The 23,813-nt window shown below is 44.5% G+C and carries 19 protein-coding genes; 13 read left to right on the top strand and 6 right to left on the bottom strand.

Going from position 1 to position 23,813, the window contains the following annotated elements; translation table 11 throughout:
- Positions 1-14 precede the first annotated feature (14 nt).
- The 5 genes from rpsD to eno all read left to right on the top strand — a co-directional run bounded on the left by rpsD (position 15) and on the right by eno (position 4,734).
- On the top strand, positions 15-623 hold the full coding sequence (gene rpsD, locus OU792_RS07675; protein ID WP_026945214.1) for a 30S ribosomal protein S4: 609 nt from the start codon (positions 15-17) through the stop codon (positions 621-623).
- A gap of 36 nt (positions 624-659) precedes the next feature.
- The gene (locus OU792_RS07670; RefSeq protein WP_026945215.1) at positions 660-1,649 is read left to right on the top strand and encodes a DNA-directed RNA polymerase subunit alpha; all 990 of its coding nucleotides are present in this window, start codon (positions 660-662) and stop codon (positions 1,647-1,649) included.
- Positions 1,650-1,654: 5 nt separating this feature from the next.
- Complete coding sequence (gene rplQ / locus OU792_RS07665; RefSeq protein WP_133390639.1) at positions 1,655-2,221, top strand: 50S ribosomal protein L17; 567 nt, start codon at positions 1,655-1,657, stop codon at positions 2,219-2,221.
- 113 nt (positions 2,222-2,334) lie between these two features.
- Complete coding sequence (gene carA / locus OU792_RS07660; protein WP_274669899.1) at positions 2,335-3,432, top strand: glutamine-hydrolyzing carbamoyl-phosphate synthase small subunit; 1,098 nt, start codon at positions 2,335-2,337, stop codon at positions 3,430-3,432.
- Between the two features lie 18 nt (positions 3,433-3,450).
- Entirely contained in the window at positions 3,451-4,734 is a 1,284-nt protein-coding gene (gene eno / locus OU792_RS07655; protein ID WP_274669898.1) for a phosphopyruvate hydratase, read from the top strand.
- 159 nt (positions 4,735-4,893) lie between these two features.
- Here eno and OU792_RS07650 read toward each other — a convergent pair whose 3' ends face one another.
- The 4 genes from OU792_RS07650 to OU792_RS07635 form a co-directional block, all read right to left on the bottom strand.
- Complete coding sequence (locus tag OU792_RS07650; protein ID WP_274669897.1) at positions 4,894-8,139, bottom strand: sialidase family protein; 3,246 nt, start codon at positions 8,137-8,139, stop codon at positions 4,894-4,896.
- A gap of 299 nt (positions 8,140-8,438) precedes the next feature.
- The gene (locus tag OU792_RS07645; RefSeq protein WP_274669896.1) at positions 8,439-9,494 is read right to left on the bottom strand and encodes a DUF6807 domain-containing protein; all 1,056 of its coding nucleotides are present in this window, start codon (positions 9,492-9,494) and stop codon (positions 8,439-8,441) included.
- A 3-nt stretch (positions 9,495-9,497) separates the two neighbouring features.
- The gene (locus tag OU792_RS07640) at positions 9,498-10,856 is read right to left on the bottom strand and encodes a Gfo/Idh/MocA family oxidoreductase (protein WP_274669895.1); all 1,359 of its coding nucleotides are present in this window, start codon (positions 10,854-10,856) and stop codon (positions 9,498-9,500) included.
- Between the two features lie 54 nt (positions 10,857-10,910).
- Positions 10,911-11,789: a sugar phosphate isomerase/epimerase family protein gene (locus OU792_RS07635; RefSeq protein ID WP_274669894.1), complete on the bottom strand. Its 879-nt coding sequence runs from the start codon at positions 11,787-11,789 to the stop codon at positions 10,911-10,913.
- Positions 11,790-11,981: 192 nt separating this feature from the next.
- On the opposite strand from OU792_RS07635, the gene OU792_RS07630 reads away from it, so the two are divergent.
- The 4 genes from OU792_RS07630 to cysM are packed head-to-tail and all read left to right on the top strand — an operon-like array spanning position 11,982 to position 14,529.
- Positions 11,982-12,269 carry an FtsB family cell division protein gene (locus tag OU792_RS07630; protein ID WP_100628232.1) on the top strand — a complete coding sequence of 96 codons (288 nt, stop codon included), beginning with the start codon at positions 11,982-11,984 and terminating at the stop codon, positions 12,267-12,269.
- Positions 12,250-12,798 (top strand): hypothetical protein, encoded by a 549-nt coding sequence (locus OU792_RS07625; RefSeq protein WP_100628231.1) that lies wholly within the window; start codon positions 12,250-12,252, stop codon positions 12,796-12,798. The genes OU792_RS07630 and OU792_RS07625 overlap by 20 nt, the downstream gene beginning before the upstream one ends.
- Before the next feature lie 20 nt (positions 12,799-12,818).
- Positions 12,819-13,649: a serine O-acetyltransferase gene (locus OU792_RS07620; protein WP_274669893.1), complete on the top strand. Its 831-nt coding sequence runs from the start codon at positions 12,819-12,821 to the stop codon at positions 13,647-13,649.
- A gap of 1 nt (position 13,650) precedes the next feature.
- The gene (gene cysM, locus OU792_RS07615; RefSeq protein WP_274669892.1) at positions 13,651-14,529 is read left to right on the top strand and encodes a cysteine synthase CysM; all 879 of its coding nucleotides are present in this window, start codon (positions 13,651-13,653) and stop codon (positions 14,527-14,529) included.
- A gap of 340 nt (positions 14,530-14,869) precedes the next feature.
- On the opposite strand, the gene OU792_RS07610 is transcribed toward cysM, so the two are convergent.
- The gene (locus tag OU792_RS07610) at positions 14,870-15,781 is read right to left on the bottom strand and encodes a sugar phosphate isomerase/epimerase family protein (protein ID WP_274669891.1); all 912 of its coding nucleotides are present in this window, start codon (positions 15,779-15,781) and stop codon (positions 14,870-14,872) included.
- Positions 15,782-15,896: 115 nt separating this feature from the next.
- On the opposite strand from OU792_RS07610, the gene OU792_RS07605 reads away from it, so the two are divergent.
- Genes OU792_RS07605 through OU792_RS07590 form a run of 4 tightly spaced genes read left to right on the top strand, consistent with a single transcriptional unit; the run spans position 15,897 to position 22,127 of the window.
- A complete protein-coding gene (locus OU792_RS07605) occupies positions 15,897-16,610 on the top strand; it encodes a hypothetical protein (protein ID WP_274669890.1) in 714 nt (237 codons plus the stop codon).
- Positions 16,607-19,351 carry a TonB-dependent receptor gene (locus tag OU792_RS07600; RefSeq protein ID WP_274669889.1) on the top strand — a complete coding sequence of 915 codons (2,745 nt, stop codon included), beginning with the start codon at positions 16,607-16,609 and terminating at the stop codon, positions 19,349-19,351. The genes OU792_RS07605 and OU792_RS07600 overlap by 4 nt, the downstream gene beginning before the upstream one ends.
- Entirely contained in the window at positions 19,351-20,508 is a 1,158-nt protein-coding gene (locus OU792_RS07595; protein WP_274669888.1) for a DUF4249 domain-containing protein, read from the top strand. Before OU792_RS07600 ends, OU792_RS07595 begins: the two co-directional genes overlap by 1 nt.
- Positions 20,508-22,127, top strand: coding sequence for a hypothetical protein (locus tag OU792_RS07590; protein WP_274669887.1), 1,620 nt, complete (start codon positions 20,508-20,510; stop codon positions 22,125-22,127). Before OU792_RS07595 ends, OU792_RS07590 begins: the two co-directional genes overlap by 1 nt.
- Here OU792_RS07590 and OU792_RS07585 read toward each other — a convergent pair.
- Positions 22,124-23,782 carry a mechanosensitive ion channel family protein gene (locus tag OU792_RS07585; protein ID WP_274669886.1) on the bottom strand — a complete coding sequence of 553 codons (1,659 nt, stop codon included), beginning with the start codon at positions 23,780-23,782 and terminating at the stop codon, positions 22,124-22,126. The two genes, OU792_RS07590 and OU792_RS07585, sit on opposite strands and share 4 nt — an antisense overlap.
- Positions 23,783-23,813 lie beyond the last annotated feature (31 nt).

The following is a 23,813-nucleotide window of genomic DNA, read 5'->3' as shown; positions in this document are numbered from 1 at the left end:
AAAAAAGAAAAAGAATGGCTAGATATACAGGTCCTAAATCCAAGATCGCCAGAAAATTTGGCGAGCCTATCGAAGGGCACAGCAAAGCACTTCAGAAGAAAAACTATCCTCCTGGACAGCACGGAAGAGGTAGAAGAAAGAAGCAGTCTGAATACGCAATCCAGCTTGCTGAAAAGCAGAAAGCAAAATACATCTATGGTGTATTGGAGCGTCAATTCGCCAAAATGTTTGACATCGCATCTCGTAAGGGCGGTATCACCGGTGAAAACCTTCTTCAACTCCTAGAGGCAAGACTTGACAACACCGTCTACAGAATGGGAATCGCTCCTACTCGTAGAGGTGCAAGACAGCTTGTTTCTCACAAGCATATCCTTGTGAATGGTGAGGTGGTTAATATTCCGTCTTACTCATTGAAGCCCGGAGACGTGGTTTCAGTACGTGAGCGTTCGAAATCTCTTGAAGCTATCACGAGTAGCCTTGCTGGCAACTCTGGTGCGCAGAGATACTCTTGGCTTGAGTTTGATAAGCCTACTTTGACGGGTAAGTTTGTTAGCATCCCTGTTCGTGACGATATTCCTGAGAATATCAAAGAACAGCTGATCGTCGAACTTTACTCTAAGTAATATTTCCTATTTTCAGCAAAAAACAACGAACAATATATGTCCATATTAGCATTTCAAATGCCCGAGAAAGTGGTAATGGAGAAAGCCGATGACTTCCATGGCCTCTTCACTTTTAAGCCACTAGAAAAAGGGTATGGAGTTACTATCGGTAACGCTCTGAGAAGGATATTGCTTTCTTCGCTGGAGGGTTATGCCATCACTTCCATCAAGATTCCTGGAGTGGTGCATGAGTTTTCTACCATCGAAGGTGTAGTGGAAGATGTGACCGACATTATTTTGAACCTGAAGCAGGTGCGTTTCAAGAAAGTTCACGAAGCTTTTGACGGAAAAATCACTGTGGAGGTAAAAAACCAGTCTGTCTTCACTGCTGGGGACATTGCCAAGTTCACCTCTTCTTTTGAGATCTTGAATCCGGATTTGGTAATCTGTCACATTGACGAGTCCAAAACTTTCGAAATTGAACTCACTATCGAAAAGGGTAGAGGATACCTACCTGCTGAAGAGTCCAAACCAAAGGAGCAAGTGTTCGGTCAAATCGCTATCGACGCCATCTTTACACCGATTAAGAATGTAAAGTATAGTGTAGAAAATACGCGAGTTGAGCAGAAGACTGACTTCGAAAAACTAATCTTGGAAGTTTCTACAGATGGATCTATCCACCCTGAGAAAGCACTTCAAGAATCTGCTAAAATTCTGATTCAGCACTTCATGTTGTTCTCTGATCAGACCATGGTCTTGGATTCAACTGGAATTGCTGAGCCAGAGCCAATTGACGAGGAGTTCCTTCACATGCGTAAGCTTCTTAAAACTTCATTGAGTGATCTTGACCTTTCCGTAAGAGCATTCAATTGTCTCAAAGCAGCTGACGTGAAGACCTTGGGTGATCTTGCTAAGTTGGAAATTTCTGATATGATGAAATTCAGAAATTTCGGTAAGAAGTCACTTGCAGAATTGGAGCAGTTGATCCAAGACAAAGGATTGACCTTTGGGATGGATATTTCAAAGTATAAACTTGATGAAGAATAAATAAAATGAGACACGGCAAGAAATTCAACCACCTTGGAAGAAAGGCAGCCCACAGGAAAGCAATGCTCTCCAATATGGCCACGTCCTTGATTCTTCACAAGCGTATCTCTACCACGCTTGCAAAGGCTAAAGAATTAAAAAAATACGTAGAGCCTCTTATCACAAGAGCAAAAGAAGATACTACTCACAATCGTCGAGTTGCATTTTCTTACCTTAAAAATAAGGATGGTATCAAAGCACTATTTGGTGAAGTAATCGCGAAAGTGGGTACTCGTCCAGGTGGTTACACTAGAATCATCAAAACTGGATTTCGTCTTGGTGATAATGCTGAGATGTGTATCATCGAATTGGTTGACTTCAATGAGCTAATGTTGAAAGACAGCAAGCCAGCTAAGAAGACTACCAGAAGATCTCGTAGAGGTTCAGGTTCTAAGGCTACTGAAACTGCATCTGCAGCTCCAGCGGCTGAGAAGAAGGAAGCAGCTCCAGCAGCTGAAACCTCAACTGAAGAGCCTACAAACGAGGCAGATGATGCTTCTAATGAGTCAAATGAAGAATCTGAGAAAAACTAAATGGTTGATCTCTGAATATAATTAAAGGATTGGACGTTAGTTCAATCCTTTTTTTATGCCCATAGATTCCTCACCTTCTCAGAAATATTTAACTTTGGCCAATCCTTCACATCATGATAAAAAAGAAAGCTACCCTATTACTTGCAGATGGAACAATTTTCCATGGCTCGCTGATCGGAAATCCAGGTACAAATGGTGGAGAAATTTGCTTCAACACCGGTATGACTGGATATCAAGAAATTTATACCGACCCATCCTACACCGGACAGGTGATTGTGACCACTACCTCCCATATTGGGAATTACGGTGTCCATAATGAGGAAGTAGAATCAGACCATCCAACGATTGGTGGTATTGTGGTGAATAGTTTTTCCGAGATCTACTCTAGACTAGATGGTCATGGTTCATTGCAGGACTATTTGGTTTCTAATGGCATCACCGGAATTGCAGATATTGATACCAGAAAACTCGTGAGACATATCCGTTCTCAGGGTGCAATGAATGCCATCATCAGTTCTGAGTATGAAGGAGATTTGGAAGGTCTTAAAGCTGAATTAGAAAAGCTTCCAGATATGAATGGGCTGGAACTTTCCTCTCAAGTCTGTACAAAGGAACCTTACTTTTTTGGAAATGAGGATGCTCTTATCCGCGTTGCGTGTCTGGATTTCGGAATCAAAAAGAATATTCTCCGAAACCTCGCTTCGCGTGGTGTCTACTGCAAGGTTTTCCCCGCTAAAACTTCCCTAGCCGAAATGGAGACTTGGGCACCTGATGCATACTTCCTATCCAATGGACCTGGTGATCCTGCTGCTATGGATTATGCAGTGGAAACTGTTAAGGATGTTTTGGCTACGAATAAGCCTGTCTTTGGGATCTGCCTTGGACATCAATTGCTTGCAGAAGCAGTAGGAATTTCTACATTCAAGATGCACCATGGTCATAGAGGCATCAATCATCCGATTAAGAATCTCTTTACAGGGAAAAGTGAAATTACCTCTCAAAACCATGGTTTCAATATCGTAAGAGAGGACGCCGAAAAACATGCAGAAGTTGAAATCACACATGTTCATCTGAATGATAATACCGTGGCTGGGATTAAGCTTAACAACAAACCCGCTTTCTCTGTACAGTACCACCCCGAGTCTTCTCCGGGACCCCATGATTCTCGCTATCTTTTCGATGACTTTATCGCATTAATCAATAAAAATTAATCTCAAACCTTTTAAACTATGACTTTGATTCAATCAATTCATGCTAGACAAATCCTCGACTCTAGAGGAAACCCTACTATCGAGGTAGACGTCGTTACTGAAAATGGCGCGTTTGGCCGAGCTGCAGTACCTAGTGGTGCTTCCACCGGTGCCAATGAAGCTGTAGAACTTAGAGACGGAGACAAAAATGTATATTTGGGCAAAGGCGTTCTAAAAGCCGTTGCCAATGTCAATGATATCATCGCATCCGAGCTTGTTGGCTTTGATGTCTTTGAGCAAAACTTGATTGATCAGATCATGATTGAGCTTGATGGCACTCCAAACAAAGGCAAATTGGGTGCAAATGCTATTTTGGGTGTTTCTCTTGCTGTGGCAAAAGCTGCTGCTATGGAGTCAGGACAGCCTTTATACCGATACATCGGTGGCGTAAATGCCAATACACTTCCAGTTCCAATGATGAATATCATTAACGGAGGATCCCACTCTGATGCACCCATTGCATTCCAGGAGTTTATGATTCGTCCAGTGGGAGCAGAAAGTTTCTCTGAGGCCATCCGAATGGGAGCAGAGATTTTCCATCACTTGAAGAAGATTCTTCATGATAAAAATTTGGTGACTGCAGTAGGGGATGAAGGTGGATTTGCGCCGAATTTCTCTGGTGGAACTGAGGAAGCACTAGGAAGTATTCTAGATGCAATCTCAAAAGCTGGCTACAAAGCTGGCGAGCAAGTCTCAATCGCTTTGGACTGCGCTGCTTCTGAGTTTTTTGTGGATGGCAAGTACGATTATGCAAAATTTGAAGGTCCATCTGGTAAAGTTCGTTCAAGAGAAGAGCAAGTGGCTTATTTGGCTGAGTTGACTGAAAAGTATCCAATCGACTCGATCGAGGATGGATGTGCGGAAGATGACTGGGAAGGTTGGGCAATGCTGACTGCCAAAATTGGTGATCGAGTTCAGTTAGTCGGTGATGATCTTTTTGTGACTAATGTGAAGTTTTTGGAGCGTGGAATCAAAGAAAAATCTGCAAACTCTATCTTGATCAAGGTTAATCAGATCGGTACATTAACTGAGACGATCAATGCAGTGAATATGGCTCATAAGGCTGGCTTTACCGCTGTGATGTCTCACAGATCTGGTGAAACTGAAGATTCTACCATCGCAGATTTGGCTGTAGCTTTAAATACTGGACAGATTAAAACCGGGTCTGCTTCTCGATCTGACCGTATGGCTAAGTACAATCAATTGCTAAGAATTGAAGAGCAGTTGGGCGAATCGGCTGTATTTAAGGGGCGCTTAAAGTAATTCTAACAAGTAATTTCCCTCTCCAATAAATATTGCTAGGAGGTGGCTTAACAAGAAAAAAGACGGCTTTTTTGCCGTCTTTTATTTTACCCCAAGTCCCTTAAAATTCTTCAAGTACTGGAAAAATAGATGCCCGAGCTTTTCAACTCGGGCTTTTCATTAGTTGTCCAATCCATCAATGGGTGGTGCACCCAATGCTTTTACCCTAGCAGCAAGTGCAGGGATTGTATTTCCTTTCATCTGCTCCAACTCTGCCTTAATTGGAGCAAATTCTGTTTTACCAGCTTCAAGAGCTCCTTTTTGCATGCCTGTTGGACCATAAGTTCCTGTTGCTCCACCGTATGCAGCATAGAGTCTATCAGTGACTGTTGGTGCTTTATTGTCCTGTAGCTCTCGCTTAGCCAGGTTTCCATTCATTTTGCTTTCCAGCATTTTCAAATCCATCTCAGCTTCGTGGAGATCCTTGACCAAAGCTGCATCCATTTTTTCAGACCTGCTGACGGCCACTTGCATTGCCTGAACTTGCTTGAGAGCTTTCTCCAGGTCGGATTCAGCCAAAGTCAATTCGTTGGCAAATTCACTTATCTCAGCTCGGAAGGCTTTTATTTCAGAAAGACTCTTACCAGGAAGGGCACCCTCACGAAGAGGTTTTACTTCGAAAGAGACGGGGGCTCCCATCGGGGTCAATTCCCCATCCTTGTAGGATACTAATTTGGCAGAGTAAGTGCCAGGCAAAGCCATCATACCACCAAAACCTCCTGCTCGAAGACGATCTGGATCAATGACTCCCTGACTAGCCATCGTCAGATCCCAAGTCATTCTATGAATGCCGGCAGCATTTTTTGCCTTCACCCGCTGTACAAAGTTTCCATCTGCATCATAAATTTCCAGATGGATCTCTGGTGTTTTCTCCATCATCTCTGATTCTATAGCATCAAAGCCTGGGAAAGGTATCGAGGCATCACCCATTTCTTTTTCGGCCTTCTGTCGATCGGCCTTTAGGGTACTCATGGCATCTTTGATAAAATAGGTGAAAGTAACCCCAAACTCAGGATTTGGAGCTGACCAATAGTCGTCACCCATATATCGTACAGCGTTTTTGGGTACGTACCAATAGCCATCTCTAGGAGTGAAAAGTTGTGCTTCCTGATCCAGCATCTCCTCTGAGATTTCTCTCAAGGCACTGTAATCATCCAACACGAAGAAGCCTCTTCCAAATGAAGCTCCTACCAGATCATTTTCTCTACGCTGTATAGTGATATCTCTGAAAGAAATGGTCGGTAAGCCACCATTCAGCTCCATCCATTTTCCTCCTCCATTGATGGAAAAGAAAACCCCAAATTCGGTAGCTAGGAATAAGAGGCCCTCTTTTTTATGATCCTGAACGATTCTCCAGGTAAGTAGTGGAGTAGGAAGACCATTTGTAATCAAAGTCCAGCTAGCCCCATAGTTGGTGCTCTTTGCGACATAAGGCTTGAAATCGCCTTCCTTATGATTATCTAAGACCACATAGACTGTGGCTTCATCAAATAAATCCGCACGGATATCGTTTACAAAGGCATTTTCAGGAACGCCAGGGATGCTACTGACAGGCACTTTGTTCCAGTTTTCTCCACCATCTGTGGTGTATTGAATCAGTCCATCGTCCGTACCTGCATAAAGGACATCGGGATTGATTGGGGATTCACCAAGCGAAGAAATAGTGCTGAATTCAGACATGGCATACATATCCCAGGCATGATCCCAACTTTGATTTTTACCCATGATGGGCTCAGTAATTCGATCCCTTCCAGTCGTCAGATCTCCGGAAATCGCCGTCCAGGAATCTCCTCGATCTGTGGATTTCCAGACTCTTTGCGAAGCAAAATAAATGGTGCTAGGTACATGCTGACTTGGCAAAATCGGAGAATCCCAGTTGAAACGCTCTTCCCCTTCATTCGGTCCAGGCTGTGGCTGGATGTATACCGATTCACCAGTGATTCGATCCAGACGATGTAGGTAGCCTTGCTGAGACTCAGCATAGCCGATATCAGGATTACCTGGCTCTACAGCAGACTGATGACCGTCACCACCCAGCACTCTTGACCAGTGGGCATTGCGAATTCCATTTTCATCGTCTGTTCTGGAAGGGCCTCCATGGGATCCGTTGTCTTGTGTACCTCCATAGACATTGTAGAAAGGTGCTGCATCATCCACAGCCACTTTATAGTATTGCGTCACCGGCAGATTTTTAATGTATCTCCAAGATTTGGTGCCGTCAAGCGTCTCGTAAATACCGCCATCTGTACCCAAAAGCATAAAGTCAGGCTCATCGGCAATGAAATTCAAGGAATGACTATCTGAGTGGGTGGCGTCAGTGTTCAAAATAGCAAAGGTTTTTCCATGATCGTAGGAAACCTGCATGCGAACATCGATCAAGTAAATCGCACCGAAGCGATGTGGGTCTGCAATTAGTTCCTGATAGTAGTGAGGGCCAGTGGCTCCAGATACGGTATCCGACATTTTTGTCCAGGAAGCACCTTGATTGGTACTCAAGAATACCCCGCCGGTTCTTCTAATCAATTCAATCGCTGCATATACATAATCTGGGTTTTGAGGGCTGATCGCCAAACCGATTTTTCCTTTGATTCCTCCAGGAATACCATTGGTCAATTCGGTCCAGGTTTTTCCCCCATCTATCGATTTGTGAACTCCAGATTTAGGTCCGCCGCCAAGATATCCGGCTACCGTTCTGTGTCTTTGCCAAGTGGCAGCATACACGACATCAGGATTTCTTGGGTCGATCACAGCATCCGCTACTCCTGTCCATTCCTCATCTCCAAGAGTCTTTTCCCAAGTTTTTCCCCCATCCTCTGAGCGATAGAATCCACGATCTCCACCGCTACTCCAAAGTGGACCCTGAGAGGCAACTAGGATTACGTCTGAATTTTCGGGATGAACGATGATTTTTCCAATGTGCTGCGAATTCTTCAGTCCCATATTTTTCCAAGTGGATCCACCGTCTTCACTGAGGTAAACCCCATCCCCGAAAGAGATGTGTCGACCGCCGTTGTTTTCCCCGGTTCCCACCCAAACACGGTTAGGGTTGACAGGATCAATAGTGACACAGCCAATGGCAAATACTGGCTGATCGTCAAAAATAGGAGTCCAGGTGGTACCTGCATTTTCTGTTTTCCAGACTCCGCCTGAGGCCACTCCCACATACCAGACATTACGGTTGTTTGGGTGAATAGCAATGTCAGCAATTCGGCCTGAGGTAAATGCAGGACCGATATTTCTCCAGGCAAATGCCGAGAAACTTTGAGAAGCGAGATCCTTAGCTTTCTCCTCGGAGTTTTTCTTTTGTGCAAAAGAAGGACTCCAAAGAAGCGCAAAGGACAAAATGATTAGATAAAGTTTACGCATGGTATTGTTGCTAGGTGAGTGATTTTTTTCATTAGCAATTAATATCGCTAAATTTTCTCAACCTAAATAATTCAATTCGCTAGGCGGTGATTTCTGATTGTGTTTTTGGAGAGCATTCATTAAAAAAAATACCGGATGCTCTTCTAAAGATCCTTCAAAAAACTATCAAGAATTGCCAGCAGCGAGATTGATTCAAGCTTGAAATCGGGAAATGAAAATTCTAGTAAAATGATAGAATGTCCCATTTTGAAGCTAAAACTGACCGCTTACGGGTGATTTTTTGCGAATTAAAGTAAAGATTACTTCGTAAAGCTCTTCGCCTCCGAATTCAATTTTTTATCATCGGGATGCTCTCCTGAGTAAAGCAAAATCCGGTATCGAAAGGTGACGGATTCTCCCGGGCTTAATTTGAAATCCAGAATATCTTTTCCACCACTCAGCTCTTTTTGACCCAAAGGATTGGCTGAAAAAAGTCCGTAGCCCCGAGCATGCCAATAGGTGGGATAACCCGGATTGTCAGGGTGATCCAAAATTACTACAGAGACTTTTTCCTGATCAATTTCCCCGTCCAGCGTCACCCATTCCCCTCGCGTTCCCCAAACCTCATCCCCTTCTTTTCCGGCGCTACTTCGATATTTTCCCATAACTCCTTCATTGTTTAGGGAGAGAACCGTGGTTGGATTGCCGTTTGCATCAGTGAATAGCTCGGGCTTGTCAGATGGATGCTCCAATTCCCTAGCTACACGAATTGCAAAGACACCTTCTTTGTTGTCCTTCATGAAAACTGGCTCTCCCTGAGCAGTCAGGGTAGAAATTCGGTCTATACCTCGTTTTTTTCCTTCGGAGAAAAATACAAACCGGGTTTTTTCTTTCAATAAAACTTTGCCATCGGGAGTTAACCAATCCATGGCCACCACTAACTCTGCGCTATTTTTATTTTCCTTTATCTCGGAGATTCCCGTATGCCTGATTGTTCCATACCGCTCTTTTTTATCAGCAGGTATAGCATCTGAATTATTCCAGAAGTCAAGTCCATTTACATCCCCATAATTCATCCAATGTCCAACATGATGAGGATGGTCAACTCGTTCTCCCGGTCTTGGAGCTATGGGAAATCCTCGGGTGATTTCCCTTCCTCCTGAGCTAATGATAGGGTATAATACTGGCTTTGCGATGGATTCTGGATAGTAGTAGCTGGTAAAAAGCTGGTCCCCAATTAGTACCTCCACTTTTTTCTCAGCATCCTTTTGGAGCAGTTTAATTTGATCTGCTTGTGCCTGAAGTGTTCCTTGAGTACCCCAAAAGAGGGACAGAAGTATGGCTGTCCCCCAGTTGATTTTTTTGATCCAAAGCATGGCCTAATATTGGAATGGTTTACCTCCTGCCAAGACCTCTTGCTTTTCCTCATCGAAGGTTACAAACTGACCAGTGCGAAGTGCAGCGGTGGTCATGATATTGGCGATGGAATGATTGTAGCCAGCCATGACATCTGCATTGGGCTTTTTGCGGGAGCGAACACATTCCATCCAGTTTCGCATATGAGCAGAAGTGAGATTATCTACACCCGTATTAGCACCTGTCTCCACTGCAGCAGCCTCTGCTAGGGACATTTCAGGAAGTAGATTTTCTTTCATCCCCATCCGTTTTGCATGATTTTCCCGTAGTCCGCCATTTGGAGTTATTTTATTTGTATCCAGATTGAGCTCTCCCGAATTGGAGTAATAAATCTCCTTCGTTCCGCCGGCCGAATTAGTGAATCGGGACGAATAAATTACCTGAAAGCCTTTACTGGCATCGTTTAAAGGCCCGTAATCAAATACAGCAGTCATAGTATCAAAATTTTCCCGTCCGTCTTTCCAAAGGTAAATCCCTCCATTTGCAGCTACACTTCTCGGGTGTGGCAGGTCTGTAAACCAATGCACGGTATCAATCTGATGAGCCATCCACTGTCCTGGAATCCCGGAAGAAAAAGGCCAAAAGAGGCGGAATTCCAAGTACTTTCGAGGGTCCCAGGCGACTTTAGGTCGATTCATAAGGAATCTATCCCAATCTGTATCTTCTTTGCGGATTTCCTGTGTCAATTCGGGTAGTCTCCAGCGGCCCGGTTGATTGACATTCCAGGTCATTTCCACTGCTACGATATCTCCGAATTTTCCGTCTTTGATAAATTTATTTGCAGCGTGGTAATTGGCGCCACTTCTTCGCTGAGAACCAACCTGTACTATTTTTCCGGTGCGGAGGACCGCCTCTTTTGCTGCCCGATTATCCGCCATTGTTTCGGCAAATGGTTTTTCCACATACACATCCCTTCCGGCTTCCACTGCTTCTTTGCAATGAAGAGCATGCTGAAAATCTGCAGTACTGATGATGACGGCATCCACATCTTTTCGATCGTAGAGTTCATCATTATTTCTACAGGCAGCAATAGACAAATCCGCCTTATCCTTCAGGTAAGCCTGGCATTCGTCTCGACGCCGACTCCAGATGTCTGATACTGCAGTAAACTGATAATTCATCTCTTTGGCGTGGACAAGCATAGCCGGTATCAAGGCATATTTGGCGCGGTCGGAAAAGCCAACTATGCCGACATTTACCCGATCATTTGCTCCAATGATTCGGCTGTAACTTTTCGGGGAAAAAGCCATCGCACCAAAGCCTATTCCGGCAGTGGTCAAAGCGGACTTTTTCAGAAAATCTCTTCTGGATTGATCGTTCATGGTTAGTATGGGTTTTGGTGTTTTGGGTTCTGATTTAATGATAAGGATATTGATCTATTTGACTAGGGCATTAAAAAGCTCGAGTTGCTCTCGTAGGGCTTCTATTCGGTCGGCTGGCTTGGTTCTGGCTTCGAGCAAAATCCAGCCTTCATAATCCATTTCCTTGAAAAGCCTGAATAAGTCCGGGTAGGGGTAATTCCCGACGTTGAATTCCCGTACATGCACGGTATCCCCAAACCACTTTTTCACTGAATGAAAATTGGCTTCCAGGCCAGGGGAAAGAAGATCCTCCTCATTGCAATTCCAGCAGATTTTCACATTGGGTTCGGTGACTTGGTCAAAAATCGCTTTCATAACCGGAAGCTCTTGCGTGTACTGTCCATGAACTTCCACCCGGATTTCCTGCCCATAATCCTGAGCAAATTTTCCTACTTCATTGAAGGAAGCAGCAATCTGGGAGATTGTCTTTTCTCGAGGGATTTCAGGGGGTAAATAGTTGGGCTTGACTTTGATGCCAGTGGCGCCGATATCATGACATAGCTGGATGTAAGCCTTGGTTTCTTCAATATTTTGCTTGAGCTTTTCCGGGTCAGGGCTGTGATACTCGTAATTGCTTCCATAACCTAAGCAAGTGACTGGGCTATCTGTAAATCGCTTTTTGACCTCCTCTCTTTGGGCTTTACTCAGGCTACTTTCTACACCATGGGCATGCTGAGTGCGGAGTTCTACCCCGAGTACGCCTGTCTTTTCACAATTGCTGATGAGGGTAGGAAGGTCCCAATCTTTGCCCCACTCATAGGTAACTAGCCCAAAGCGCATTTTGGACCGCTTTTCTGCCGATAAAGCCGGTGAAAAGGGAAGCAAGCCTAGAGATCCGGTGACCAAAACAGTATTTCTAAGGAATGTTCTCCGATGTATTTTTTCTACTTCCATGCATTTAAAATACAGATAAAAGAGAGGAGAATATTCCTAAAGGCCTGAAAATCTTCGGAATCGATTCGGGAAAATCGGGCTATTTATCATGCATGAGTCAGGAGCTATGATCAAAGAGATTGCGATTCTTTTTTCCACGATCTTTTAAAATTTGCATGAACTTTGCGCTCCTTTGTTTTAAATTGTAGCATCATGAAGAGATTTTTCAAACTCACCACCAATTTCTATTTCTTGGCAGGGGCTTTCTTTCTTTGCTGGATGATTTTTATCGACTCCAATAATTTGATCAATCAATTCAAACTGAGCAGAAAGCTTTCTGAATTGGAGGATAGAAAAGAGTATTACCTGGAGCGGAAAGAAAAAATTAAAGCTGAGCGGGAGGAATTGATGAGCAATCCAGAACTTATGGAGAAGTTTGCCCGTGAAAAATACCTGATGAAGAAAGAAAGCGAAGATCTCTATGTTATTGTCAAAAAATAAATTCCTGGCCATCTTCTTTGGCCTTTTTTTGTTTTCAAGCTTAGCTTTTGCGCAGCGCCCGATCTATAGCGACAGCACCTCATTCAAGGATAGATTGTATTTCGGAGGAAATTTCGGGATGCAGTTCGGAACTGTAACTTTGATCGATGTCTCTCCTTTGGCGGGGGTGATGATTACTGATAAATATTCAGCAGGTATTGGAATCACTTATCAATATTTTGACGACCGCAGATTTATAGGAGGATCCTCTTCCACTTATGGCGGGCGCTTGTTCAATCGCTACAATGTCCTCCCCAATATTTTCCTACATGCCGAGTATGAATCCATCAATTTTGAGAATTACAATCTGGCCTCTGAACGGTTTGAGCGCATTTGGGTAAATGGACTTTTTCTGGGAGGTGGTTATTTTGCACCCTTCGGAGGTGGAAGAGGCGGAGCCAACTTTACCTTTCTCTACAATGTTCTCCATGATAATCGACGCTCGCCATATGGTGAACCTTATGTGATTCGAGTGGGTTTTGTGTTGTAAATGCACATCAAGCCTATTCTATGAATTCATTTCTCGAAAAACTCCATCAATCTCATCAAGAATGCTCGGATTGCCCTTCCCCACAGGTCATCCAACAGTTTTTTGAAAGCTTATTGGGATTGCTTTTTCCAGAGCACTCTGTGCAGAAAATCAAGGAAAAATCCGAGCTCAAAGCCCGAATGGAGGAACTTCAGGAGCGGCTTTCAAAGATTCTTCAGAGAAATACCCATCTGCATGAGCAGGACGGACTGAAGCTAGGAAGACAGTTTTTCGACAATCTAGAGCGAATCTACGATTGGATCAATCAGGATGTGGACGCCATGTATGCAGGTGACCCTGCGGCCAAATCACGCACAGAGATTTTGAGGTCTTACCCAGGGTTTTATGCCATTGCTGCCTATCGGATTGCGCACGAGTTGCATCTTTTGGGGATTAAACTGATTCCTAGGATGATCACGGAGATCGCTCACAGTCGAACCGGAATTGATATTCACCCGGGAGCTCAAATTGGGCAACATTTCTGTATCGATCACGGTACAGGAGTGGTGATAGGGGAAACGACTATTATCGGAAATCATGTCAAAATCTATCAGGGCGTTACCCTTGGGGCATTGAGTGTGGACAAGGCCGATGCAGATAGCAAAAGACATCCAACCATTGAAGACGGAGTGGTGATTTATGCAGGGGCGACAATTTTGGGAGGGAAGACCGTCATCGGAAAAGATAGTACGATTGGTGGAAATGTCTGGCTTACCAAGTCAGTTGATCCGGGCTCAAAGGTCTACTACCAAGCCCAAATGCACCACGCCGACTCATCCCAAACGGATTTGTACATCTTTAAAAACGACTAGTATGAAGCTTTTTGAATTAATTGGAAATACACCTCTGGTGGAGCTCCAGCATATTCCTGTCAATCCCAAGGTCAAGATCCTCTGCAAAATGGAAGGTCAAAACCCCGGAGGAAGTGTGAAGGACCGAGCTGCTTTTAATATGCTGCAATCTGCCTTGGATAGAGGGGAGATCAAAAAGGGCGATAAATTGGTGGAGGCTACCAGCGGAAATACCGGAATTGCCCTTGCGATGGTGGCAAAGGTCTTGGGTCTGGATATGACTCTGATTATGCCTGATAATTCTACCCGAGAGCGGGTACTTTCCATGGAAGCTTACGGAGCCAAAGTCATCTTGACACCTGCTGCCAAAACCATCGAGTATTCCCGTACCCTTGCAGAAGAGATGAACGAGAAAGAGGGATATTTCATGCTCAATCAATTTGCCAATCCGGATAATTACCTGGCTCACTACAAAACCACTGGACCCGAAATCTGGAATGATACCCATGGAAAAGTTACCCATTTCGTCTCCGCAATGGGGACTACGGGAACCATTATGGGCGTTTCCCGCTACTTGAAAGAAAAAAATCCAGCTATTCAGATCGTAGGGACGCAGCCTACGGATGGCTCAAGTATCCCCGGCATCCGAAGATGGTCACCAGAGTTTTTGCCGGCAATTTTTGAAAAGGAACGGGTAGATCGGGTGATCGATGTGTCCCAAGAACAGGCTACGCAAATGACACGTCGAATGGCTAAGGAAGAAGGAATTCTAGCCGGCATGAGTAGCGGAGGAGCTTTGACCGTGGCTATCAAACTTTCCGAAGAACTCGAAGAAGGCCTGATCGTTTGCATCACCTGCGATCGGGGAGACCGGTATTTGAGTTCGGATTTGTTTGGGTGAGAGGAATTGGGAAATTAGAAGATTGAAAAATTTTGGAAAGCTCCATGCCCAGGTTCGTGTCTTCACGAACCGATAAACTTCCTATTTACGTCCACGTGAGTGGAGATACTCACATCGGCGAAAGGCTATCGGATTTCCTATCAGTATTGACAAAAAGAAGGCTTATTTTCTGCTGAAAAGATCCAAATCCGGAAGCTTCGCCTGCCAGCCGTGGCTGGGACTTCGGTCATCGGTCTTCCAACAACTCAAGCAAAGAAAATATGGCAAATGCATGATCAAGGATAAAAAGAAAAACAAAGAAAACCCTCGAGGTTTTTAAAACCCCAAGGCTTGGTGCTTTTTAAAAAAACTGCTTCATTTTTTCTAAACCTGTCCGGGCGACGACATCGGCATCCATGGCATATAGACTTGGATTGAAGAGCTCAAGGGAGAGAATCTTATTTCCGCCCATATTCTTTAAGGTCTGTGCCACTTCCGCCAATGGACCCACCCCATCCCCAGGAAAAACCCGATGCTTGTCCTCTTGCTCTGTTCGGGCCAGGGTGCCGGGGAAATCATTCATATGAAATACTTCTACCGCATTCCCACTGAGCAGTTTCAGCCCATCAAAACCGGAATCTCCACGGAAAAGATGATAAATATCCGGCAGCAATCGGGCATCCGCATCATTAGCCATGGCTGCGACCGCCAGAGCCTGCCCCAACTGATAAAAAGGTGGAAAGGCTCCCCAAAACTCCAATTGTGGCATACAGCCGGTTTTGCGGCCAAGCTCCAGAAGTTGAGCGTACTTTTCTCCAGCTTCAAATAAGTCCACCGGCGCTTCCGCACCGATTGCAGGAGCGGCGATGCGCTTGCAACCAATGGCTGCGAGCTGATTCATTTCCTTTTCGATTTGGGCAAAGCCTTTTTTGCTTTTCTCCTGGTCCTGCGCCATCCATGTCGCAAATCCAATGGCATTCACCGCTTCGATTCCCGCATCGTCCAATTCCTTTTTCAAGGCTTGGAGACTTTTTCCAGACTCCAAATAGGCATCGATTTCCATCATCCACAGTTCGATTCCATCGTAGCCTGCCCGTGCGGTGATAGTAATCATTTCTGAGAGGCTCAGCTTTTGCCCCCGTATAGTGGAGGTGTTCAAGGAAAATCGAAACTGCTGTAGCTTTTGGTCTTTTGCCTTCGTCTGTATAAGCGGGGCAGTTGCGGCTAAGGAAGTAATGGCGAGGGTCTTGAGGGCTTGTCGGCGATTGGTCATAATAGGTTTTTAACAATTTGGTGGAGGCATTTTCCCTTCTATCGATAAAGGAAGCCACTTAAAGATATTTTTAAAAATAGAAAATCTCGGATTAGAAACTCTTGTAATTTCGACCATGCGTAAAATAATTTTTTCTTTAGGTAGCTGGATATTTTTGACGGTTTCGTCATTCGGTCAAGCTGTCAGCGAGAATCTTCAAAATCTGGATAAGTACCAAGAGCAGCTTCCTTTCTTTCAGGAGTTGATCACGGGTGCGCAGTATCCGGAGCCTCCTAGAAATTATGATGGGTTTCCTTTTTTGGATACCCGTTCCTTCGAAAATGGGGGACTGACCATCAATCGGGTTTTTTATCCCGATGTACCTTTGCTTTATGATATTCGCTATGATCAGGTGATCACTTTTCATCCCCTCTTTTCGCAGAAGCTTTTGATCAAGCCCTCCAAAATTGACGGCTTTGTCCTGTCTGACGGGAAAGGGTTTGTGCAGCTGAGCGGTAATGAAGGATATCTGTATGACAAAAATGGCTTTTATGAAGTGATTGCCTCCGGAGATTTCAGGCTTTTGTCCAAGCATTACAAAGTCGATAGACGCGCAAGGGAATTGGGGGATTATATTGGCTATTACGATGAGTACGAAGATTTCTTTTTATACAAAGCAGGAGCTTTTTACCCAGTCAAGAAAAAGAAAGATGCGATTAAGGTGCTCGGAGTACAAAAAAAGGCGATCCGGGAAAATCTCACTCGCCAACGCATCTACTACAATAAAGATCGAAGAAAATACCTAGTCGCTTTGCTCCAGCTCGCCAACTCACCCAGAACTGATCAATGATGAAAGCGATACGAATATCACTTATTTTAATTCTTGGACTCGCTGTGACGCAGGTTTGGGCACAGACTTCGGCAAAGTTTACCGGCTTCTACGCAGGCTTGAGCTTTGAGCGATTTGCCGAAAAGATCGAGTCCGAGAGCGATTTTCGCTTTTATTTCGATCCCATATTGGTGGAAGGGATTACGGTCAATATTCAGGTAAATGAAACCGGGCTTTCGGATCTTTTGAGTAGCGTTTTGGAAGAAACGGATTTGGAATTTTCTATTTCTCCTGATGGAAAGGTTTTTATCACCAAGGGTGAAAAGCTCACGGTGGACTTCGCTAGAGGATATTTTGACCCGAAAGTAGATGTGGAAAGTGCCTCCGGGCAGAATGCTTCTGCCATGGGTGCCTTTGCGCGAAATATGCGCTTTGAAATTGGTAAGGAAAATGAAGATCCAGCAAAGAGAACGGCCGTCTTACGAGGGAAAATCACCAATATCGACAATGGGGAACCCATGTTGGGGACAGTAATCTTCGAAAAGGTGGATTACCAGAAAGCCATTACCGACGAAAATGGAATGTACCGACTGGAGCTGCCGAAGGGCCGACATACTTTGATCGTCCAAAATCCAGGAGGCTATCAAGAGCAGCGTCAAATCGAGCTCTTTGGGGATGGAGTATTGGATATGGAGGTGCAGGAGAATTTCCTTTCCCTAGACGAAGTAGTCGTGAGTTCGGGTGCTTTGAACAATATCAATAAATTGGATATGGGCGTGCAGGCTATCAGCATAGCCGATGTCCGGAAGTTACCTGCGATTCTGGGAGAGGTAGATATTTTGAGAGGTGTTTTGACCCTGCCCGGTGTGAATACCGTCGGAGAGGCCAGCGTCGGCTTCAATGTCCGTGGTGGTGCTGCCGATCAAAACTTGATTCTTTACAATCAGTCCACGGTCTTCAATCCTGCACACGTTTTTGGCTTTTTCTCAGCGTTCAATCCCGATATGGTTTCAGGAGTTGAGCTTTACAAAGGCTCCGTGCCAGTCAATTATGGAGGAAGGCTTTCTTCCGTGCTACAGGTGGAACCCAAATTTGGGCGAACTGATAAAATCGGAGGAAGCGGAGGTATTGGGATAATGACTGGTAGACTGAGTTTGGAAGGACCCATCGGAGAGAATACCACCTTCATAGTGGGAGGAAGAACTACTTACTCGGATTGGGCTTTGAATCTTCTGGAGGATGAAGCAGCCTTGGAAGGATCGAATGCTTCTTTTTATGATTTGAATGCCAATCTACGTCATACCTTCAATGACAAGAATCAACTCGAAATCACTTCTTACATCTCTCAGGATAATTTTGCTTTTGACGCGGATACGACCTATTCCTATCGCAATACTAACTTGGCTGCGACCTGGCGACACTACTTCAATGATCAACTGGAAGGTAGATTTACAGTGGGCTACGATGGCTATGAGTTTGGCATCATCGGAGAAGACAATCCTCTGAACGCCTACGAATTCAGCTTCGATGTCAAGCAATGGCACTTACGTGCGGATTTTGAATACAGAAAAGGAGAGAACCACTTGTATAAATTTGGGGTGCATGGTATTCAATATCAACTCAATCCCGGTACCAATCTACCTTTCGGCTCGGAGTCTATCGTGATTCCGGAGGATTTGGAAGATGAAAATGGGCGGGAGATTGCGGTGTATTTCGGAGATGAATGGACGATCAATGAGCGCTTTTCCCTGAGCTATGGTGGACGCTATATGTTCTATCAGCTTCTTGGACCTTTGACAGTCAATCAATATGTGCCTGGAGCTCCAATCACGGAGAGCAATGTGATAGGGGAGGAGACTTTCGGGTCAGGTCAGGTAGTTCAGACCTATCATGGTCCGGAGTTTAGACTATCGGGTCGATACACCTTGGATAATCAATCCTCAATCAAGGCAGGCTTTACCACCATGCGGCAAAACCTTCACCTGCTGTCCAATACCTCAGCGATTGCACCGACGGATAGCTGGAAGCTGAGTGACCGCTATCTAAAACCTCAAACCGGAGGTCAGGCTTCTGTAGGTTATTATCGAAACATGGCGCGAAATACCTTGGAGTTTTCCGGTGAAGTCTATTATCGATACATGAATAATCTGCTGGATTATCGGTCTGGGGCAGATTTGATTCTGAATGAAAATATTGAGCAGGATGTCCTGAATTCTATCGGTAAAGCCTATGGAGTGGAGCTTTTGATGAAAAAGACTTCCGGCCTTTTGACAGGCTCCTTGGCCTATACCTACTCCCGTTCTTTGCTGAGGACTTCCGATGAACCAAGTATCGAAAAGATCAATAATGGGGAATTTTACTCCAGTAATTTTGACCAACCCCATCATGTGGTCTTGGTGTCGAATTATGAGCTCAGCAAGCGGATCAACGTTTCTTTGAATGGAAATTACAGCACAGGAAGACCGGTGACTTTGCCGATTGCTAAGTTTGAATACGCGGGTTCGGAGCGAGTTTATTTCTCCGAAAGAAATGCTTACCGGATTCCTGATTACTTTCGACTGGATGCCTCAGTCAACTTAGAAGGAAATCATAAGGTCAAGAAACTGGCACATTCTTCCTGGTCCTTGGGCGTCTATAATTTGCTAGGACGAAGCAATCCTTACTCGGTTTATTACACAGCAGTAGAAGGGCAGCTCCAAGGCTATCAGCTTTCTATTTTCGCCCGACCTATTCCTTTTATTACCTACAATTTCAAATTCTGATGCGGTATAACTTTCTATATATTTTATTTTTCCTTGGACTGTTTTCGGCCTGTCGGGAGCCTTTCGAGCCCGAGATCGATCCGGTCGATCTGGATGTTCTCGTGGTGGAAGGATACCTGGACTCAGAGGGGATTCCCAGTGAGCTGTCTCTAAGCTTGACCTCCAATATTAAGAGTGATGGATTCACCAATAACTTGGTCAATGGAGCAACCATTTATTTGGAAAATACCTCGGGGGCTCGTTTCTCGCTCACTGAGTTGGGAGATGGTAAGTATGAATTTGCACATGATATTTCAGAATCGGATGTCTATCGGCTTCGGATCTTTTTGCAAAACGGAGCAAGCTATACCTCGGAGGAACTAAGACCCATTATCACCCCTGATATCATCGATGTGGGATTTGATAAGAATGAAGATGGGGTGGAGATTTTCCTGACCACACAGGGTGATGAAAATGCCGATGACTTTCTCTGGACCTACGAGGAAACATGGGCTTTCAGGCCTCCTTTTACATCTTTGGACAAATATGTACCAGAGACTGAAGAGATCGTGCCGCGTACCGAGGAGGAGCGAATTGACCGTTGCTACTTGAGTCGTCCCAATTCGGATCTTTTGTTGGAAACTTCTTCCCGATTCGAGGATCAGTTTGTTTTCCGGCAGGCTATCCGACAGATCAATCAAGGAGACGAGCGGCTTTCGCTTCGCTATAGTATTTTGATTTCCCAGAAAGCAATCAGCAAGGATGATGTGGAGTTTTGGGAGATTTTGAAGGAGAATTCGGATGATTTGGGATCAATTTTCAGCCCGCTTCCATCTATCATCGGTGGGAATATCACCATGGATCAAAATCCAGATGCGCCAGTCATCGGACAGGTCAGTTTGGGGGTGGTTAAGCAAAAACGTCTTTACATTGACATTCGGGAGGTAGCTCCTTGGACTGCAGAAGTGGAGGAATATTTTGGATGTGTCATGGAGCCGGATACAGTCTTGGTTGCTAATTATGATCAGTTTTTCAGGTCAGGGGGAAATATACCGACTACTCCGATTTTCCTTGAAAACGGCTTTGTTCCCATTGGCTACCGCTATGCGCGGGCTTCCTGTGTAGACTGTACACGCAGAGGGTCAAATGTGAAACCTGATTTTTGGGAGGACTTCTGATGAATAGATTCTATCGCTTGAAATATTTCGCAGCTATTTGCTGCTTGGTTTTCCTTCCGCTTTCTCTTTTTGCACAAAATGCCGTCCCTGAAACAGTAGATTTTTCAGTTCCCAAGAATATTTTCTTCACTGGGGAGAAAGTTTGGATTCAAGCTTCGGCGTATCAAAACGATAAGCCAAGTACCTCACAGGTTCTCTACGTGGAGCTCCTCAATCGGGAAAATCAATCCGTTTACTTGTCTAAATTCTTACTTGAAAAGGGGGAGCTTTTTCATTTCTTAGAAATCCCGAAGGATATTCCTTCTGACCATTATCTTTTGCGGGTGTTTACCCGAATTAGTCCTTTGGTGGACTTGGAAAAGGGGCTCAAACAGCAGTTTGTAACCATTTTCAATCCAAAAATCCCACCAGCGATAGCGGAAGATCATCCCGGGTTTTTTGAAAATCTGCCTAAATCTGATACCGATCTCAGCATTTCGAAGCCTCTTGCCAAAGCAGGAGAGGAGCTTAGTATTCGATCAAATGCTTTCAAAGAATCCACGAAACTTTTTGTGAAAGTTTACAATCCCTACCTGAAAGATTCTGAGGGTTTGCCTTCTTCAGCCATTTATTCCGGAAAGGCTCAAGGTGAATTTTTGCCTGAGCTGTTTGGGCATATAGTAGCTGCTCAGATTGATCCGAGAACGGTCGATACGACGAAGGTTTATTTCCTTTCAGTGCATGGAAGGGAGTCTGCTTTGTACACGGATAGACCTGATGAAAAGGGGAAATTGTATTTCGATATTGGGGGATTGAAGCATTGGGATTTTATGATTGCTCAGGCAGATCAAAATGGGGAAATGCTTGATTTTGAATTTCTCAGTCCTGCTGTGAGAACTGAATTTGCGAGTGGGTTTTCTTTTCCAGAATTGAAAATCAGTCCCAATGATCAGCCTTTCCTTCAGGATTTGTTGATCAGTAGTGGAGTACAGACATTTTACACCGAAAAGTATGAGCAAGAACCCATACCGGTCGTGACAGGCTTTGTGGCAGATCGGACTTTTCTCTTGGATGATTATACCCGCTTTGAATCGGTAGAAACAGTCATTAAAGAATACGTCCCGATGGTTTCGGTGCGTACCAGGCAGGGAAAAAAGGAGTTTCGATCAGTCAATGAGTTTGGAAATACCTTCACCGGAAATCCCCTGATGCTTGTGGATGGTATGCCGGTTTTTGACTCGGATCAGCTTGCGGCTTTTAATCCGAAGAACTTTGAAAAGCTGGAGATTCTGTCTCGAGTCTTCTATCTCAATGATCAGCGTTACGAGGGGGTGATGAGCTTCTCTTCCTATCAAAGTAATGTAGGAGGTTTCCCCTTACCTACCAATGCCTTCTTCAAGCAGACGCCTGGAATCCAAGTGCCGGTTCAATTGGAGCAAGAGACCTTCGGAGGTTCAAGCATAAATCGCGGTGATTTTAGATCCGTCCTTTTCTGGTCAAATGATCCGAAGGCTTCAAGATTGAATGGTGATGCACTAAACCTTAAAATCCCGGATTTGTCCTTGCCTTTTGAAGTGGAATTGCGGGAAAATGGGGAAGTGATCCGAAGGGCTTACTTCCGGGTTCAGTCTCCTGATTAATCCTTTTTCTTCAATTCATTCGATAGGAAATCGCCCAACTTCTTTTGGTAAGTGGCATCATCCGGATATTCGGGTACCAAGGATTTTTTCTCGGGGAAACTTTCCATGTGGAGAGTCTGAGTAGGAAATGCAAATCGTACACCAAGCGCATTGGCTAGTTTGACGGTGCTTATCAGGATTTCATGCCGAGCCCGGAGCTCTTCCGGCCAGGTAGGAACTGTAAAGAAAATATACAGCATCACGTCCTGACTGTATGCCGAAAGGTTATTGAAGTAAATATGAAAATAGTCCTTCCGAGTGTCGGGGTGAGCTAAAACGATTTCTCTAAGCCCTTTGACAAACTTCTCGATCAATTCCGGCGGGGTGTCGTAGGTCACAGTCAAAGTGGTGTAAAATCTTCGATAGACGCGTAGTCCATGATTGTCAAGGATGGCATCAGCCATTTTTCCGTTTGGAACGTACATCACGGAATTTCGGAAGGTTCGAACCCGGGTGGATCGAAATCCTACTTCCTCAACCGTACCGTCAATTTCTCCGGAAGTGATCCAATCCCCCACTTGAAAGGGTTTATCAATAAAGATCATGACAGAACCAAAGAAGTTTTTGATGGTGTCTTGGGCGGCAAGTGCAATGGCTACACCACCAATGGAAAGACCGGTCAAGAAAGGAATGATATCGAGATTAAACCCATCTTTTAGGATGAAAAGTGTACCAATGAGGACTACAAATGCTTTGAGGGTTTTTCTCAAAAGCGGAACGAGCTGATCATCGAGTGTGGACTCTGTTTTGGTAGCCAATCGGGCAAAGTACATAGCCAGGACATTGACCAACTTGTAAAAAATCAAGGTGATCAAAAGTGGCCTCAGCGTCCGTAGAATCACCACGAGCCATGACCAAATCTCTACCGGAAGCTGTAGCACCGGAAGTAAAATGGATAGGATTTGAACGATCAAAAAGTAACTAACCACCTTCGCAACAGGAAGGAGATAACTCTCTCCAAGTTTTTGAATATTTAGTTTTCGGAATAGGAAAACCAAACCTTTATCAACCAAGAAGGTGAAAAAGAAATGAGCAATAAAGACAAATAGAATAATGAAAAAGAGCCCTACTAATTGCCAGAGATAGAAGCCAAGGTATTGCTCGTTTCCAATCTTAGGCAGGAGATTAAGCAATCGATCCGTACCGTAAGGGTAGGTGCTCTTGTGCATCTCTTCGATCTGACTGACCGTAAATGCTGAAAACTGCCACTGAGAGCCTACTTTTTCCAGGAATACTCCCGGAAGCTTATTGCGGTCAAAATAGTAGATTTTCTCTGCGACTATTCCTGTTGTGTCCTGATAGTCGGCGATTCTTGGGATTTGACTTGCTCGGATAATGATCCCTTGTCCTTCAAAAATCTGCTTAAGCTTGATACTTAGACTTTCCCCTTCGTCCTTTGAAACATCCGAGAGATTTAGAGCTTTTGCAGCCTGCTCAGGAGCAAAATTGGAGTCCTCCAGATTGTAGAAAAAAGTCAGTGTGGTATGATAAGGCGTACTCAGGTTGGACCTTGCAGGATCGGTGATGGCTGCCGTATTATCCCGAATCAACTGCGCCTGAATCTGTAGGGAAATAGCAAATAGAAGGGAAAAACTTATAAATATTTTGCGAAACATAGCTCCGGTTTAGTTCTAATGTAAAATCCAA

Origin of the sequence: Algoriphagus sp. NF, from assembly GCF_028823735.1 — a bacterium.
Lineage (GTDB): Bacteria > Bacteroidota > Bacteroidia > Cytophagales > Cyclobacteriaceae > Algoriphagus > Algoriphagus marincola.
The sequence above is the reverse complement of the archived record's forward strand: the minus strand, read 5'-3'. Positions and strand labels throughout refer to the sequence as shown.

What these genes read in the sequence shown, in the direction of transcription:
- OU792_RS07670 (WP_026945215.1), top strand. Translation starts at nt 660, where the DNA reads ATGTCCATATTAGCATTTCAAATGCCCGAGAAAGTGGTAATGGAGAAA.
- OU792_RS07600 (WP_274669889.1), top strand. Translation starts at nt 16,607, where the DNA reads ATGATGAAAGCGATACGAATATCACTTATTTTAATTCTTGGACTCGCT.
- OU792_RS07640 (WP_274669895.1), bottom strand. Translation starts at nt 10,856, where the DNA reads ATGAACGATCAATCCAGAAGAGATTTTCTGAAAAAGTCCGCTTTGACC.
- OU792_RS07620 (WP_274669893.1), top strand. Translation starts at nt 12,819, where the DNA reads ATGAATTCATTTCTCGAAAAACTCCATCAATCTCATCAAGAATGCTCG.
- OU792_RS07605 (WP_274669890.1), top strand. Translation starts at nt 15,897, where the DNA reads ATGCGTAAAATAATTTTTTCTTTAGGTAGCTGGATATTTTTGACGGTT.
- OU792_RS07625 (WP_100628231.1), top strand. Translation starts at nt 12,250, where the DNA reads ATGTTATTGTCAAAAAATAAATTCCTGGCCATCTTCTTTGGCCTTTTT.
- eno (WP_274669898.1), top strand. Translation starts at nt 3,451, where the DNA reads ATGACTTTGATTCAATCAATTCATGCTAGACAAATCCTCGACTCTAGA.
- OU792_RS07650 (WP_274669897.1), bottom strand. Translation starts at nt 8,139, where the DNA reads ATGCGTAAACTTTATCTAATCATTTTGTCCTTTGCGCTTCTTTGGAGT.
- OU792_RS07610 (WP_274669891.1), bottom strand. Translation starts at nt 15,781, where the DNA reads ATGACCAATCGCCGACAAGCCCTCAAGACCCTCGCCATTACTTCCTTA.
- OU792_RS07585 (WP_274669886.1), bottom strand. Translation starts at nt 23,782, where the DNA reads ATGTTTCGCAAAATATTTATAAGTTTTTCCCTTCTATTTGCTATTTCC.
- rplQ (WP_133390639.1), top strand. Translation starts at nt 1,655, where the DNA reads ATGAGACACGGCAAGAAATTCAACCACCTTGGAAGAAAGGCAGCCCAC.
- OU792_RS07590 (WP_274669887.1), top strand. Translation starts at nt 20,508, where the DNA reads ATGAATAGATTCTATCGCTTGAAATATTTCGCAGCTATTTGCTGCTTG.
- OU792_RS07645 (WP_274669896.1), bottom strand. Translation starts at nt 9,494, where the DNA reads ATGCTTTGGATCAAAAAAATCAACTGGGGGACAGCCATACTTCTGTCC.
- carA (WP_274669899.1), top strand. Translation starts at nt 2,335, where the DNA reads ATGATAAAAAAGAAAGCTACCCTATTACTTGCAGATGGAACAATTTTC.
- OU792_RS07630 (WP_100628232.1), top strand. Translation starts at nt 11,982, where the DNA reads ATGAAGAGATTTTTCAAACTCACCACCAATTTCTATTTCTTGGCAGGG.
- OU792_RS07635 (WP_274669894.1), bottom strand. Translation starts at nt 11,789, where the DNA reads ATGGAAGTAGAAAAAATACATCGGAGAACATTCCTTAGAAATACTGTT.
- rpsD (WP_026945214.1), top strand. Translation starts at nt 15, where the DNA reads ATGGCTAGATATACAGGTCCTAAATCCAAGATCGCCAGAAAATTTGGC.
- OU792_RS07595 (WP_274669888.1), top strand. Translation starts at nt 19,351, where the DNA reads ATGCGGTATAACTTTCTATATATTTTATTTTTCCTTGGACTGTTTTCG.
- cysM (WP_274669892.1), top strand. Translation starts at nt 13,651, where the DNA reads ATGAAGCTTTTTGAATTAATTGGAAATACACCTCTGGTGGAGCTCCAG.